Source organism: Pedobacter sp. ok626 (assembly GCF_900100435.1).
Lineage (GTDB): Bacteria > Bacteroidota > Bacteroidia > Sphingobacteriales > Sphingobacteriaceae > Pedobacter.
The window spans coordinates 174791-190476 of the sequence record NZ_FNEX01000013.1; the positions used below are offsets into that span (position 1 = coordinate 174791).

Consider the following 15686-nt stretch of genomic DNA (forward strand, 5'->3'; position numbering starts at 1 on the left):
TTTATTACTCGCAATTGGGAGTAGTATATGTCCAGGTTTCAGAAACGCCAGTAGGGAAGGTGTATACCATACCTTTTCCATTTTCAAACCATAATTTTCCACGCACTCTTTCACGACTGCCTATTTCATTCATGGATAAACTGTCGTAAATCCTACCATTAATCATCACATACTTGATTTTTTCGGAGTTTCTGATATCGTCAAGCGGGTTGGCATCCATCACGATAAGGTCGGCCAATTTACCGACTTCCAAAGATCCAATTTCTTTACTCATCCCCAAATAAGCAGCTCCATTTACAGTAGCGCAACGAATGGCTTGCAATGGAGTCATTCCACCTTGTGCCAACATCCATAATTCCCAATGTGCGCCTAAACCTTGTATTTGTCCGTGGGCACCCAGATTTACTTTTGTGCCACCGTCTGCGATTTGCTTTGTCGCTTTGGCTACTTCAATGTGGCCATAATCGCCATACTCCGAAGTTGTTCTTCTTCGGGCACGAGGATCTATAATAGAGCGCGGAGTAAAGGCCATTAAACGTTCATTTTCCCAAACATTGGTTCTGTCGTACCAGTAATTTTCACCCCATTGGCTACCATAGCTTACAATTAGTGTAGGCGTATAGGCTACCTGGGTTTTGTTCCAAAAGCTAATGATGTCTTTATAAACCGGAGCTACCGGGATGCTGTGTTCAATGCCGGTATGCCCGTCAGCAACCATATTCATGTTGGTGAAAAAAGTAGATCCACCTTCAGGAACAACCATCATTTTTAATTGTCTGGCCGCTTCGAGAATTTGCTGACGTTGATCACGGCGAGGTTGATTGTACGATTTTACCGAAAATGCACCTACAGCTTTTAGTCTTCTGAGGTTTGATAGAGCATCTTCAAGGTTATTGATCACTACTTTGAAATCGCCATCTGCACCATATAAAATAGAACCTGTAGAATATAGACGAGGGCCTACCAGTCTACCAGCTTTAATCATTTCGGATTGACTGAATACCATTTCCGTATTGCTGGATGGATCATGAGAAGTGGTTACGCCAAAGGCCAGATTGGCCAGGTACGACCAGTCTTGTTGTGGACTTATGCCATCTGGACTGGTGCGTAAATGTGCATGTACATCAATCATTCCGGGCATAATGGTTTTGCCTGTTACGTTAATCACCCTGGTATTTTCCGGAATAGGCAGGTTTTTGCCAATGGATACAATTTTATTGTTTTCTATAAGAATACTGCCGTTTTCAATCACCTCATCGCCATTCATGGTAATGATTCTGGCACCCGTCAAGGCGATTAATCCACTTGGTGCATCGCTTTTAAGTTTTAAGCCTATAGCAAGTCCAATACTGTCGGGCTGAGGGGTACTTTGTGCTGATCCTTCCGTAAAATTGAAAGCTGTTTTTATCTCACGACTAAAGTATTGATCGCCTAATGTCCAGAAGATTTTGTTGCTGTCGTGACTCCAGTGCAGGTATGTTCCGGCATCTTTAGTGATGCGGGTAAGTGGAATAGCCTTATTGGTCGAGGAAAGTTCTAAAGCTGTGCCAGCAGTAACCATTGGGGTTACATAGATGTTAAACAGTTCGGTAAAAGCCATCCATTTGCCATCAGGACTAGGTGCGAATTGTGTAGCATAGGTTGAAGTGTAATGACTGCGCTCGTTGGCTCCATTCAGATCTATACTTTTGAAAACCTTTTTGCCACCTTCATTGGATTGAAAATAAATCCTGGTATCATCTGCATTGAATTGTGGTCTGATGCCACTTTCAGAAATCAGCGTTTTAGGGCCGCCATTGGCTGACATGGTGAAAATCCCCGTCCCACGGCCATAAGCATAACCCAACACGTCATTGCCTACGCCTTTTCTGAATACAATTTTATCCCCTTTGTTGGAGAAAGAAGGGGAGTAATAAAAGCCTTTCTCCTCAGTTAGGGTAATCGTTTTTCCTGATTTCAGCTCTGTTTTTTTTATAGCTCCTTTAAATTCATCGCTCCATGTTGCATAAATAACGGATTTGCCATCCGCGCTGATTTCAGGTTCAAATTCGAAATCAAGGCCTTTGGTTATCCTTTCAGGCATACCATTAGGGAGGTCCTTTTTATATAAAAACCCAGCGGCATTAAAGACCACAAATTTTCCATCGGCAGAAGTCGTCAGCTGTCTGATCATTTTTACCGTAAAATCGTTAGTAAAGACCTGCTGCGGGAAGTGTAAGGCTTCTTGTATGGTTTGCGAATTGGTTACATGAAAAGGAATATTATTGGTAAATAACGAGTTTAGGTCAATTTTTTTGATCTTCCCTCTCGCATAAAATACGATGCTTTTACCGTCTGGTGTCCAGGAATAGTTGGGATAAACGCCAAAAATGGCCCAGGTTTCTTGCTGATCATGAGAGAGGTCTTCATATATAGGCCATTCTTCTGCTGTTTGTAGATTTTGTACGACCAGTACCGATTTTAGTCTGATTCGTTTCACATAGGCCATCATTTTGCCATCTGGCGATATCTGTGGCCTTGCTGCACCACCCGGCTGGGCGATAAGGTTGGTTGTTTTACCTGTAGTTAGATCAAGCTGTCTGATGGCGTAAATCATCCCATTGGGATCTTTGCTGTATTCGAAGTTAGGGCCGGGCGACATATCTTCACTGTAATAAAGATATCTACCATTTGGTGAAACATTAGGCTCACCGGCATCCTGTTGGTCATTCTTTCTTTTGGTGAGTTGCACACCTTCGCCGCCATATATGCTGTACATCCACATTTCTCCTGCACCTAAGGAGCGAGTGCCAGTAAAATGCTTGCGTGCAATAAGGTATTCACTGTTGGGCATCCAGGTTGCGTTGTTCAGCAATCTGAAGGTTTCTTTGGTGATTTGTCTTTTGCCCGAGCCATCGCGATTCATGATCCAGATGTTGTCGCCTCCACTTTGATCACTGGTATAAGAAATATATCGGCCATTGGGACTAAAGCGAGGCTGTATGTCCCAGGCTGGACCACCACTTAGTAATACTGCCGAACCACCAGTAATGGGCATGATGTAAAGATCACCCAGTATGTCGAACACGATGTCTTTGCCATCCGGACTCACATCTAAGTTCATCCAGGTACCCTCATCTGTGTTTAAAGTGAAGGTTTTTGTAGGACCTTTATATTTGTCTACTTCCCATTTTTTCTCCTGAGCGAACGACGATTGAAATATCAATACCAGAAATAACAGTAAAAGAGATGGTTTCATACTAGACGGATTGTAAATTAAGCCCGCAATTTAGTAATATCAGTTCATTTTTATAGTTTTGAGGGGCAACCTTTTTATGAACGAAGCAGAGATATTAAAGAGATATTGGGGATTTGATAGTTTCAGACCGTTACAGGATGAGATCATCAGATCAGTTTTACAGGGAAATGATACTTTGGCGCTATTGCCTACGGGTGGAGGTAAATCTATTTGCTTCCAGGTACCGGCAATGGTTAAAGAGGGAATATGCATTGTAATCTCGCCTTTGGTGGCTTTAATGAAAGACCAGGTAGAGGCATTGAAAGCAAAAGGCATTGAAGCAGTGGCCATTTATGCCGGGATGGGTAAACGGGAAATTGATATATTGCTCGACAACTGCATTTACGGTAAGATCAAGTTTCTGTATTTATCGCCGGAGCGTTTACTGTCCGAATTGGTGCGTATCCGTATCTCCTACATGAATGTCAATTTAATTGCCGTTGATGAGGCACATTGTATTTCGCAATGGGGCTATGATTTTAGACCGCCTTATTTGAAGATAAGTGAGATTAGAGCAATACTTCCAGACGTGCCTGTACTGGCACTTACAGCTACAGCTACCCGCTTTGTGCGGAATGATGTTGTAGAAAAACTACAGTTTAAAAATCCTCAAGTATTTGTTCAGAGCTTTGCCCGTAAAAACCTGAGTTATGTTGTGTTGGATGATGAGGATAAGCATAAAAAGCTGATCGGAATTGTAAACAATGTAAAAGGAAGTGGGCTGGTATATGTCCGCAACAGGAGGGAAACAGCAGAGATTGCTGCCTTTTTGAGTCGGAATGGAATCGCTGCAGATTTTTACCATGCCGGTATCGAAAAAGAAGAGCGCTTTAGAAAGCAGGAGGATTGGAAACGTAACCGCATACGAGTAATGGTAGCTACCAATGCTTTTGGAATGGGGATAGACAAGCCTGATGTGCGTTTTGTAGTGCATTTGGATTTACCGGATAGCTTAGAAGCTTATTATCAGGAAGCAGGAAGGGCAGGCAGGGACGAACGAAAGGCGTATACAGTTTTGCTGGCTAATAAGTCGGATGAGCATGCTTTAAAGGCTAAATACACCGATAGTTTTCCTTCTGTTGAGGAGATCAAAAAGGTTTATCATTATTTGGGTAACTATTATCAGTTGGCTTATGGTGCTGGGGAAGGCCTGACCTTTGGTTTCGACTTAGCTGATTTCTGTAAAAGATTTAATGTTGGGATCATTAAAACCATGGCTGCGCTAAAATTTTTGGAGCATGATGGCTACCTGACTTTATCAGAAAATATATTTCTGCCTTCGAGGTTATTGTTTATTGTAGGCAATGAGGATGTTTATCGTTTTCAGATAGAGAATGCTGGTTATGATCCGCTTATAAAAGCTATATTAAGATCTTATGGAGGTGCTTTTGAACAGTATGTGAAAATTAGTGAGGCTGAGATTGCCGGGAAAATTAGATCTTCATTTAAGGATGTTGTCCGCCATTTAAATACTTTGCAGGAACAGGGATTGTTGTCTTATTTGCCACAATCAGATCAACCACAACTGCAGTACCTACTTCCGAGATTGGATTTTAATCACATGGATATTGATGTGAAATATATTGAGCAACGAAAGCAATTGCAGACGGCTCAGATCAATGCTGTGCTGGCTTATGCTACCAAAAAGGAATGTAGAAGTATACAGCTGCTGACTTATTTTGATGAGCCAGAATCAGATAAATGCGGTATATGTGATGTTTGCCTGGCGGAGAAAAAGGCAGATGATGCGGATCAGCTGGAAGATAAAATAGACTTTGAGATTGCTACACTTTTGCAAGTTGAAATGCATACGATAGATACTCTGGTTAGTGCAATCGCCACTGGAACGGAAAACGAACGCCTAGAACGGATACGAGCTTTGCTCGATGCCGGAAAAATTAAAACAGATGGTAAAAATTATTACCTTTAATCTTATGAAAAACATATCCCTGATTGCCTTATTTATTCCTGTTTTATTGGCAGGATGCGAAAATAAATGTATCGAAGACTCTGGTAACCATGTGAACAGAGCAGTGTCTGTAAAGAACTTTGATAAAATAAAAGTGGATGGTGCGATTAAGTTAGTCATGACGCAGGACAGTAGTTATAGGATTCAGGTTGAAGCGGACTCTAACATCATTACTTATGTTAAAGCAGATGTATCTGGATCTGAATTAAAAATAAAGCTGGATTATGATAGATACTGTGGTACTGATTCTATTGTGGTTCATGCAGGGATTGGAGAATTGAAGAATTTGGATTTGGCTGGGGCAGTTAAAGTTGTCGGCGACGGGCGTATTTATGCCACTGATTTAGACATGAATTTTTCCGGAGCATCTGATGTGAGTTTGGATTTGAGCGCTTCTAAAGTAACTACGAAAGTTGATGGCGTAAGTAAAATAGCACTGATCGGACAAGCAGGTGTACACGATTTAAAAATTAAAGGAACGGCAAAGGTCGAAGCTTTTGATTTTGTAGTGGGGGTATACAATATCGAAACTGAGGGTACCGGAAAAGCTAATATTAATGTATTGAATGAGTTGAAGGTTAAAACTTCAGGCTCGAGTGAGATCTATTATAAGGGTAACCCTAAAAAGGTAGATGAGAAAAAATCAGGAGCTACCAAACTGGAGAAAGTAAATTAGTACCGATTGTGGTTTTTTAGCTACTTTAGTGGCCTTATTTGATACATGGAAAAAAACGACAAAAAGGTTATCCGATCCTGGGCATTTTTCGATTGGGCCAATTCTGCATACAATCTCGTTATCACTTCAACTATATTTCCTGCTTATTATACCATTATAACCACCACCAAGGAGCATGGTGATCAGGTTACTTTCTTTGGTAGGACATTTACCAATACGGCTTTATCTAATTATGCGCTTTCTGTAGCGTATTTAATTATGGTTATTCTATTGCCTGTATTGTCTTCTATGGCCGATTTTAGAGGGAATAAGAAACTTTTCATGAAGTTATTTACCTATATGGGTGGTTTTGCCTGCATGGGTTTATATTTCTTTAAACTGGAGAGCCTGGAATTTGGAATCATCTGTTTTGCCATAGCAGCAATGGGCTATGTAGGCGGTGTGATGTTTAATAATTCTTATCTGCCGGAAATAGCCACACCAGATCAACAGGATAGGGTAAGTGCTAAGGGATATGCTTATGGTTATATTGGAAGCGTATTGCTACAGCTCGTTTGCTTTGTTTTTGTATTGAAACCTGAGCTTTTTGGTATTGTAGATCTTTCTTTCCCACCGCGGTTGTCGTTTTTACTGGTTGGCTTATGGTGGATTGGCTTTGCTCAGATCTCTTTTAGAAGATTGCCGGCTAGTAGTCCTAATCATCAATCGATTAACAAAAAGGTAATTCATAATGGTTTTGAGGAATTGGCTAAAGTTTGGAAACAACTAAAGCATATGAAGTTTCTGAAGACATTTTTGTTGGCTTTCTTTTTTTATTCGATGGGGGTACAGACCATTATGCTTGCTGCTGCGGGTTTTGGAGAAAAAACATTACACCTGGGGACGGCAAAGCTGATTGCTGTGATCTTAATTATTCAATTGGTGGCTATAGCAGGAGCGGTGCTGATGTCGAATTTCGCTAAAAAAATAGGAAATATTAAGGTGCTGATTTTTGTTGTAATCATATGGATTGCTACTTGTTTATGTGCTTATTTTATAAGTAATGAATATCAGTTTTATGGTTTGGCGGCAATTGTTGGCCTGATTATGGGAGGGATTCAATCTTTATCCAGATCTACTTATTCAAAATATTTGCCTGAGAACACTCCTGATACTGCATCATTTTTTAGCTTTTACGACGTTACAGAGAAGTTGGCTATTGTAATTGGCTTATTCAGTTTTGCTTTTATTGAGGAAGCTACAGGAAGCATGCGTAACTCTATTCTCGTTTTGGCATCGTTTTTTATAATAGGTTTGGTATTTTTGGTGCTAGTTAGAGGAGTAGAAAAGAAATTGGCAATTGCCGATCGTCATTCTTAAAGAAAAAACATGAAGATAGAATTATTTGTGCCTTGTTTTGTTGATCAATTATATCCAGAGACTGCTTTTAATACGATTAGGTTATTAGAAAAGTCTGGTTGTGAGGTGTTTTATAATTCTGCTCAAACTTGTTGTGGACAGCCTGCTTATAATGCCGGGTATTGGGAACAGGCTAAAGAAACAGGTATCAAGTTTTTGAATGATTTTTCGGAAACGGATTATATCGTTGCCCCATCGGCCTCTTGCGTAGGAATGGTGAAAAATGGTTTTAATGATTTATTTACCAATACCAATTTGCATAATAAATGCAGAAATATTCAGGGTAATATATTTGAATTGTCTGATTTTTTGGTGAATGTATTGAAGCGGGATTACTTTGGTGCGGAATTGGACGGTAAAGCTGTTTATCACGACTCTTGTAGCGGATTACGTGAATGCAAGATTAAAGAGGAGCCTAGACAACTGCTAGCTAAAGTACATGGATTGGAGCTGGTTGAAATGAAAGATACAGATATGTGTTGTGGTTTTGGCGGTACTTTTTCAGTTAAATTCGACGCGATTTCTTCTGCCATGGCCCAGCAAAAAGTGAATAATGCACTGGAACAAGGGGCAGAATATATCATTTCAACAGATTTATCATGTCTGCTGCATTTACAAGGCTACATCGATAAAAATAATATTCCTTTAAAAACCATGCATTTAGCTGATGTTTTGACAAGCGGCTGGTTGGAAAGTACAGAATATTAAAATCAATTTCATTCGGAATTTGGGATCTACTCTGCCCCACTTTTCAGTTTTTCATGTTCCTGCTCAATCGCTTTAAGTTCCATTTTATGGTGATTAAAATGTTTAGAATCCCTCACAACTGACATATCATCCCATTCTTTGGTCTGTTCCTGATCTACTGTCCCATCCGCGATTACGGCTCTGAATACAGCAACAGGATTGATGAGTTCAATGTAAATGTGAATATTTTAGTAAAGAGTTTACAAAGCAGTTTGGGCGTACACCAAGTGATTATGCTGAAGAGAACCAGGCATAGCCAAATTCCTCTGATCGTATGAAGTTATAATTGTAGATGTCCTGAGGGGGATTCGGATAGCAATTAGTTGGAGAGATAAATCAGTGATTTTTTTTTAACTTGTGATTTTATTTTTTGAATACGATATGGATGTTCCCGCTTTAATTAAAACTGTAGATTTTTTATACACTCCCTCAATAAATTTTGCACTTCAGCAGAATCATGTTGCGAGTATCAGGGGACTGACAATTACCAATACTTCTGATAAGCCTTGGGAAGAACTTAAAGTGGAGATCAGTTCTGAACCAGAATTTACCGCAGTTTGGTCTGATCATATCGGTGAACTTCAGGTAGGGGAGATTTTTCAAATCACTTCCAGACAACTTGATATTTCTCCAAAATTCCTTGTTGACCTAACCGAAAAGATGATAGGTAAGCTCATCCTGAGGCTTTATGATAAGGGAAATAAGATATTTGAAGAATCTTATCCTATTGAGCTTTTGGCTTTTGATCAATGGCCTGGAGTAGGTATGTTGCCTGAAATGTTGGCTGCCTTTATTATGCCCAATCATCCAGACATTCCAAAAATCATCAGGCGTGCCTCCCAGTTGTTGGAGCAGTGGACGGGTAGTCCTTCCTTTGATGAGTACCAGAGTAAAAATCCTAATCGGGTTAGAAACCAAATGGCGGCGATCTACGAAGCCATTTCTGAGCTGCAAATCGTATATTGTTCTGTACCGGCGAGTTTTGAGCAGCAGGGGCAACGGGTTAGATTATTAGATACTATATTTTTAAATAAATTGGCGAATTGTCTGGACTTAAGTCTGCTTTTTGCGGCTTGTTTAGAGTCAGTTGGTATTCATCCCTTTATCGTAGTGATTAAAGGGCATGCTTTTACCGGTGGATGGCTGATTGATGAGTCTTTTGCTGATGCCATAAACGATGATCCTTCTTTACTCACCAAAAGGGCAGTAGAGGGAATCACTGAAATTGCTTTGCTGGAGGCCACTTGTATGAATGCTGGTGGAACAACCTCTTTTGATCAGGCGGTATCATCAGCGGATCAAAAGATGCTAAATACAGATGAATTTCTTTTCTTTATAGATGTAAAACGTGCAAGATTTGGTGGTGTAAGGCCTTTGCCTTTACGGATTGCAACTTCATCCGGTTGGGAAATTGAAGAGACTGTTCCACGGGAACGTGTTAACCTTAGTCCCGAAGTAGTAGCTATTGGGCAGAAATTGGTTGCCGTAGATCGGATTGACGTTTCGAAACAGAGGATGTGGGAGCGGAAGCTGCTGGACCTCACTTTACGGAATAGCCTATTAAACGTGAGGATGACCAAAAGCGTCATTCAATTTATTACGGTAGATACGGGTAAATTGGAAGACGCTCTAGCCAACGGGGAAGAATTTCAAATTCTGGGAAAACCCTCAGATTGGAACAATTCTGCGAGGGATTCAGGTGTTTATCAATCGGTTCACCATTCCGATCCCATTGCTGATCTTGTGGGACATGAGCTTTCGCATAAAAGACTAAGGACTTATCTGTCTGATCTGGACCTTGGTGCTAGCATGACCCATCTATATCGCTCTTCCAGAACTGCAATGGAGGAAAACGGAGCGAATACGCTGTTTATAGGGCTAGGAATGTTGAAATGGTATGAGACTGATGCGAGTGAAAGGGCAAGGTATGCACCTATTCTTTTGCTACCTGTTGAGATCATCAGAAAATCTGCACAAAAAGGCTATGTCATAAGGAGCAGAGAGGAAGATACAATTATGAATATTACCCTGCTAGAGATGATTAGGCAGGATTTTGGCATAACTATCGGTGGACTGGATACTTTGCCAAAAGATGAAAGTGGGGTAGATGTAAAGGCTATTTTCAATATCATCAGACAAGCGATTATGTCTAAGTCGAGGTGGGATGTAGAGGAACAAGCATTACTGGGAACTTTTTCTTTCAACAAGTTTATCCTATGGAATGATATTCACAACAATGCAAGTCAGCTTTGCAGAAATAAAGTAGTAGCAAGTTTGGTTTCTGGTAAATTGGAATGGCAACCGGAGGAGAATGCGACGCTGACAGAAATTTCAGATGGCTTGTTGCATCCATCGACTGTGGCGCTTCCGATTAGTACAGATTCGTCCCAACTTCAGGCGATTATATCTTCGGCACAGGGCAAGAGCTTTGTGTTACATGGTCCTCCTGGAACCGGTAAGTCTCAAACGATTACCAATATTATTGCCAATGCACTTTATGCCGGTAAAAAAGTACTCTTTGTAGCTGCTAAAAAAGCCGCGTTAGAGGTGGTTGAAAAAAGATTGGAATCTATAGGAATAGGTGCTTTCTGTCTAGAACTGCATTCTAATAAAACAAAAAAAAGTGCAGTTTTAGAACAGTTAAAAGCATCTACAGAAATTGCGCGCTCAAATGCGCCAGAGAATTTCTCTTTAGAAGCTGACCGTCTTTTTGAACTAAGAAATGAAATCAATATTTATGTGGAATCCCTACATAGAAAGTATCCTTTCGGTTTCTCTTTATATGAACTATTTAGCGCTTATTCTCAATTGGAAAAAAAGGAGCAACGGGTGTTTTTCTCAACTGCAGATATTGAAGGTATTACGCCGAAACGCTTTGGTAAATGGAAGGATGTGGTGGAGGAAATTCACGGTGTAGGGAATCTCATCAGACATCCTAAAGGTCATGCGCTAGAACTGATTGAGCTATTGTCTTATTCTCCTGGGATGAAACAAGAGCTTAAGGAGCTGTTGGGTAAATATCTGGAAGAACTTAAGGAAGTGTTTGTTAAACAAGAAGATGCTGCTCAAGTGATGTGGCTTTCCGGACAAGTGAAAACGGCAGAGCAAGAGGACGCATTCGTCGATCTTTTGACCATCCTTTTGGAGCTCAGTGATTTTTCAGCTTCACTTTTAGAAACAGGCTCTTTTGAGCAAATGTTGGCTCAGGTGGTATGCTTGGTTGAACATGGCTTGAAAAGAGATGCTATACGAGTGGAATTGCTGCGTGATTTTTCTAAAGATATATTGACAATTCCAGCGTCCAAGCTGCTGATAGATTGGAATATTGCAGCCGATAAATGGTTTCTGCCGAGATGGCTAGCGCAGAACAAAATGTTGAAGCATTTGAAATCGATTTCTCTAACTGGCAAGGTAGAAAAGGCAGGGGTGCCAGGCTTGTTAATCAGCGTGAATGAATACCAGCAGGAGCAGGAAGTTATTGATGCTGCTGATTATTTGGGGAAACTTTTAGGTTTTCTATGGTTGGATGGTAACCCCGACTGGAAAGGTTTGGAGGAGATCTGTAAGGGATTGATTCAGGCGAATAGGTTGGCGGCTAAACTCGTCGGATCAGTAGATCTTAAACTTTGGCGGGATCAATTGGCTAATGCCTTTACTGAGGGTAGCCAGATGTTTTTCTCGACTTATAAAAAGGTCCTAAAAGGCTATGTGATTCAAATCAGACAGCTTAGAAGCACGGAAGTTCTTATTGAAGAAAAGCTTGGCGTGAATTTAATAACATTAAAAGAATCAGTGTCTGTATGGAATAAATACATCACACTAAAGGCAAATAGCTGGCTGGAAAATATCGAGGATCTGAAAGATTGGTATAGTTGGTGTTTGGTTCGCCAGCAAGCCATAGCTGAAGGGCTACAACCGTTGGTGTCTCCTTATGAAAACGGTTCGATCTCAACCAGCGATATTCCATTGCAGTTTTATAGTGGATTTTATCGTTCGGCAGCAGAATATATTATTGAACAAAATCCTGCGCTAGCTACATTTAATGGCGGACTTTTCGAAGAAAAGATCAAACGATTCCGTGTATTGAGCAAAAATTTTGAGGAGTTAACTAAGAAAGAGCTTTACGCCAGACTTGCGGCTAAGATCCCTTCTTTTACACAAGAAGCGGCCCAGAGCTCTGAGATTGGTTTGTTACAACGTGCAATCCGGAATAATGGAAGAGCTCAATCGATCCGAAAAATCTTTGATTCTATTCCGAACTTACTTCCTAGAATTAGTCCTTGTATGCTAATGAGTCCGATTTCGGTGGCTCAGTATTTTGATGCCGACAGTGTGAAATTTGACCTGGTGATCTTCGATGAAGCCTCACAGATGCCAACATGTGAAGCCGTTGGTGCAATTGCCCGTGCCACAAATGTAATTGTGGTGGGGGATCCGAAACAGATGCCACCAACAAATTTCTTTTCTACTAACAACGTGGATGAAGATAATATTGAAAAAGAAGATCTGGAAAGTATTTTAGATGACTGCCTGGCCTTGTCAATGCCATCACAACATTTATTGTGGCATTATCGCAGTAAACATGAAAGTTTGATTGCTTTCAGTAATGCAAAGTACTATGAAAACAAGCTGCTTACATTTCCATCTACAGATGATATTATCAGCAAGGTACAGTTTGTGCCGGTTAAGGGTTTCTACGACAAGGGAAAAACAAGACAGAATGCCGCCGAAGCAAAGGCAATTGTAGGTGAAGTGGTTGCCCGCCTTTCTGATGAGACATTGAGCCGTAAAAGTATCGGTATTGTCACGTTTAGTTCCGTTCAGCAGTCTTTAATTGAGGATCTTTTAACGGATGTGTACAAATTAAGGCCTGATCTGGAAAGGATTGCACTCGAATGTGAGGAGCCAATTTTTATCAAGAACCTGGAAAATGTTCAGGGAGATGAACGAGATGTGATTCTCTTTTCAATTGGTTACGGCCCGGATGAAAACAATAATGTGAGCTTAAATTTTGGCCCAATCAATAGGGAGGGCGGATGGCGCAGGCTTAATGTGGCTGTATCTAGGGCAAGGTACGAGATGAAAGTGTTTTCGACACTTTCTTCTGACCGGATCGATCTTAATCGTACTTCTTCTGAAGGTGTTGCTGGTCTAAAGGCATTTCTAGCTTATGCTGAAAAAGGCAAAATAGCCTTGCCAATCAGAAATAGAATTAACCATGAGCAAGCATTTTCTTTTGAAGGTGTGATTGCCGATGAAATCGCTAAACACGGATTTACAGTACATGCCGAGGTTGGATGTTCTGAATACAAGATTGACCTTGCCGTTGTGGATCCTGATCATCCAGAGGAATATATTCTTGCCATTTTAACCGATGGAAGGAATTACCATCAGGCCAATAACTCTAAGGATAGAGAAATTACTCAGGTGGAAGTTTTGGGTTCGCTGGGCTGGAATATTCATAAAATTTGGTCGGCCGAATGGTGGGAGAAGCCAGAAAAGGTGATTAGTGGGATATTAGAGGCGATTAGACTGGCTGATGAAAAGAAAAAAAACAAGGTTGTTGAGGCTGCTGTCTCTGCATCGGTAACAAAAGAATTTATTACACCTATTTTTGAGGAACCCCTTCAGCGTGCAGATGTTGAACGTGTAATGGTAGCGCCAATTCAGGTTTCTTCGGCTGTTTCAGTTTATCAGGTTGCTGAGCTGGATAATGTAAATAGTACTTTTCCGGATGAATTCTTAGCAGATGGAAGCAGGGGAAAGATTAAGACACAGATTTTAATGGTGCTTGCGGTCGAATCTCCTATAAGTAAGAACTTGCTTGGGAAACGGATTATAAGCTCTTGGGGTATTGGAAGAATGGGTACCAGATTAACTTATCATCTCCAGACATTATTTGATGAGCTTGGACTGGTTTCTTCATCAGATTTGGTCAAAGAAATTTTCTGGAAAAAGGAGCATAATCCAGAAGAATATTCTGCTTATAGAACTGCTGGAACTGATCTTCAGAAGCGGGATGCGGAAGATCTTCCAGTTCTTGAGGTTGCGAATGGAATACACGATATCTTAAAAAATCAAATCAGCCTTCCTGAGACAGAATTGATAAGGGAAGGAGCTAAGTTGTTTGGGTATTCCAGAGTTGGTGCTAATGTAGAGATGGTGATGCATTTAGGCGTAAAAAAAGCGATCGAAAAAGGATTTGCTTATGAACTGGATAATCGGATTATTTTGAAAGAAAGTACTTAAATCATATAACATGAGACCTTCAAAAATCAATTTCATTCAGTATTCGGGATCGATTCTGTCAGGATGAGCTGATCTTTTTGATCATAATAAGTACAGGTCATCAATGATAAATTCACTATCCATCTATCGATCCCTGTTTCTGCACAATGCTTGCAAAAGCTGAAGTAATCCGTTTGCCCCGCCTGATGCATTTTCAAATACTTCGCAAACTTTTTCTTATGACTTACAGCAGCGACGACTAAAGGTTCATACTTTGCCTTGGAGCTTATCTGAGGGCCATTATTCCGAAAATACTGGGTGTGGCTATCAGATACATAGGTCACAAATTCTTCTACACCTAACTTTTTGATCGCTTGAATGTACCGGGGGAAATCTGCTCCGCTTTTTACTTTTTCATGCTCCTGCTCAATCGCTTTAAGTGCCATTTTAGGGCTATTAAAAAATTCAGACTCCCTCACAACTAACATAGATTCCCATTCCTTGGTCTGTTCCGGATCTACTGTCCCATCCGCTATTACGGCTCTGAATACAGCAACAGGATTGAAGCTTTTACTATTGATGAGCAGGTTACCAGCAAATGTTTTTTGTATAAACTGAAATGAAAACATAGAAATACATAAACAGCCTGGTTCTATTTCAAAACTAAGTTCCTGTGCAGGAATAACGTTGTCTGCTGAGCCCCTTGGAATTTCAATGGATTGAACCGGACACATCGTTCTGTTTCCATAAGTAAGGTCAAACATCCCCACAGCAATATTTAACAAGCAAGAACTTGCTTTTACCGGAAATTTCATGTCCTTTGAAACATGCATTTCCGGCAACCTGATGGTCAGGATATTTCCATTGATGGTCTGCTCAGGTTGCACAAAGAAATTATCCATTACCGGTGAATCCGCATTAAATTCAAAGCCATTGAGCCGATCAAAACTGTTGGTTGTAAAACGATAGGTCTGAGATTGAGCATCGAGTGCTTGTTTCAAGGCCTTTTGTACGTCTGTTCTAAAGCGATAAACCATTGTTCCATCATAAAAATCTGTGATGACTTCGTATGCATCTCGCCGGAATTGTTCTGCCAGGGTACTGGCGATCCCAAATTGAGTTGCTGCTTTGTGTGTGTTTTTAGTTTGCTGCTTTTTTGTCAACCTGGATTTGGCCGTAACCAATTGCATATTGCGATACTTTTTATAAACAGCAGGTCCTATTACACCTGTCAGGAATTTTCCGTCAAATTTTGCCATGATCTATATGTTCTTTATAGCTAAACACCTAAGTTAAGAAAAGGTTTGGATAGTGTAGTATAAAATTTCAAATTAAAAAAGATTAAACAGTAACTAAACTCTAAGTATTTGCTTTAAAAGTTGGAGTGTAGT

Annotated in this window: 7 protein-coding genes; 5 read left to right on the top strand and 2 right to left on the bottom strand. The window is 40.5% G+C overall.

The features are described 5' to 3' along the window. Positions 1-4: 4 nt before the first annotated feature. Entirely contained in the window at positions 5-3238 is a 3234-nt protein-coding gene (locus BLS35_RS18215; protein ID WP_090783749.1) for an amidohydrolase family protein, read from the bottom strand. Positions 3239-3314: 76 nt separating this feature from the next. Here BLS35_RS18215 and BLS35_RS18220 point away from each other — a divergent pair, with 76 nt between their 5' ends. The 5 genes from BLS35_RS18220 (at position 3315) to BLS35_RS18240 (ending at position 14316) form a co-directional block, all read left to right on the top strand. Next, positions 3315-5207 (top strand): RecQ family ATP-dependent DNA helicase, encoded by a 1893-nt coding sequence (locus BLS35_RS18220; RefSeq protein WP_090783751.1) that lies wholly within the window; start codon positions 3315-3317, stop codon positions 5205-5207. A 4-nt stretch (positions 5208-5211) separates the two neighbouring features. Then, positions 5212-5922, top strand: coding sequence for a head GIN domain-containing protein (locus tag BLS35_RS18225; protein ID WP_254778958.1), 711 nt, complete (start codon positions 5212-5214; stop codon positions 5920-5922). 45 nt (positions 5923-5967) lie between these two features. Further along, the gene (locus BLS35_RS18230; RefSeq protein WP_090783753.1) at positions 5968-7281 is read left to right on the top strand and encodes an MFS transporter; all 1314 of its coding nucleotides are present in this window, start codon (positions 5968-5970) and stop codon (positions 7279-7281) included. 9 nt (positions 7282-7290) lie between these two features. Beyond that, positions 7291-8028: a (Fe-S)-binding protein gene (locus BLS35_RS18235; RefSeq protein ID WP_090783755.1), complete on the top strand. Its 738-nt coding sequence runs from the start codon at positions 7291-7293 to the stop codon at positions 8026-8028. A gap of 396 nt (positions 8029-8424) precedes the next feature. Beyond that, positions 8425-14316, top strand: a complete 5892-nt coding sequence (locus tag BLS35_RS18240) for a DUF3320 domain-containing protein (RefSeq protein WP_207909150.1) — start codon at positions 8425-8427, stop codon at positions 14314-14316. Positions 14317-14348: 32 nt separating this feature from the next. On the opposite strand, the gene BLS35_RS28195 is transcribed toward BLS35_RS18240, so the two are convergent. Then, a complete protein-coding gene (locus BLS35_RS28195; protein WP_254778960.1) occupies positions 14349-15554 on the bottom strand; it encodes a DUF1398 domain-containing protein in 1206 nt (401 codons plus the stop codon). Positions 15555-15686: the final 132 nt, after the last annotated feature.